1 protein-coding gene is annotated in these 780 nt (G+C 46.0%); it reads left to right on the forward strand.

What is annotated here, in order from left to right; genetic code table 11:
• Positions 1 to 35 precede the first annotated feature (35 nt).
• Positions 36 to 662 carry a hypothetical protein gene (locus B5E66_RS12685; RefSeq protein WP_143407011.1) on the forward strand — a complete coding sequence of 209 codons (627 nt, stop codon included), beginning with the start codon at positions 36 to 38 and terminating at the stop codon, positions 660 to 662.
• Positions 663 to 780 lie beyond the last annotated feature (118 nt).

Genomic DNA, 780 nt, shown 5'->3' on the forward strand with positions numbered 1-780 from the left:
TATCTTTTATACACCATAAGGAGGAAAAATTCATTATGAAACTCAAGAAGATTGCTTCTCTGGCGCTGGCCGGCATCATGGCCGTCAGCATGCTGGCTGGCTGCAAGGATGGCGGCAACAGCAACAGCGGTTCTTCCAGCGAAAATACCAATACTGCTAGCAACTTTACCCAGACTGTTCTGGCCAAAACCTCTGAGTATGCTCGGAGCATCCTGACTGTGAACGATGATGAGAATTTGGATAAGGCTGTTGCATATGTTTGCGATAATAGCATTGTCAACTCTTATCAGGTTGGTATGACTGTTGAGATTGTGAATAATGGCACTTACAATGAGCTTTATGCCAATGCTGTTAAATATCTGCCTACGTCGGACTATACTTGGTCTACGATGAATAGCTGGGATTTTTCTGGAGTAACCAAGGCTAATGAGACCTTTGTTGGTATGTATGTTGTTGGCGGCAAGATGACCGATGAATGGATTGCAAATGAGCTGGCAACGAAGATTGATGGTTGGGTCAAGAACATGACCGATGAAGAGTGCAAGTATTCCATCAAGATTGTGAAGGGCACTTGCCAGAATGATGACGATGTGTCTGAATATAAGACTAGCACTATTGTTGGTGTGCTTGTTGATGTCGACAATACTACCGACAACCACTAAACATTACTTATAACACCCCCGGGGCACCATACCGGGAGATGATATAAGGGGCGGGCGGGTGCCAGAGACCACCTGCACGCTCGGGTAAAACACCCATCCGATGTGGCGGCAAAGAGGA

It is taken from the genome of Faecalibacterium sp. An121 (assembly GCF_002160915.1).
Classification (GTDB): domain Bacteria; phylum Bacillota; class Clostridia; order Oscillospirales; family Ruminococcaceae; genus Faecalibacterium; species Faecalibacterium avium.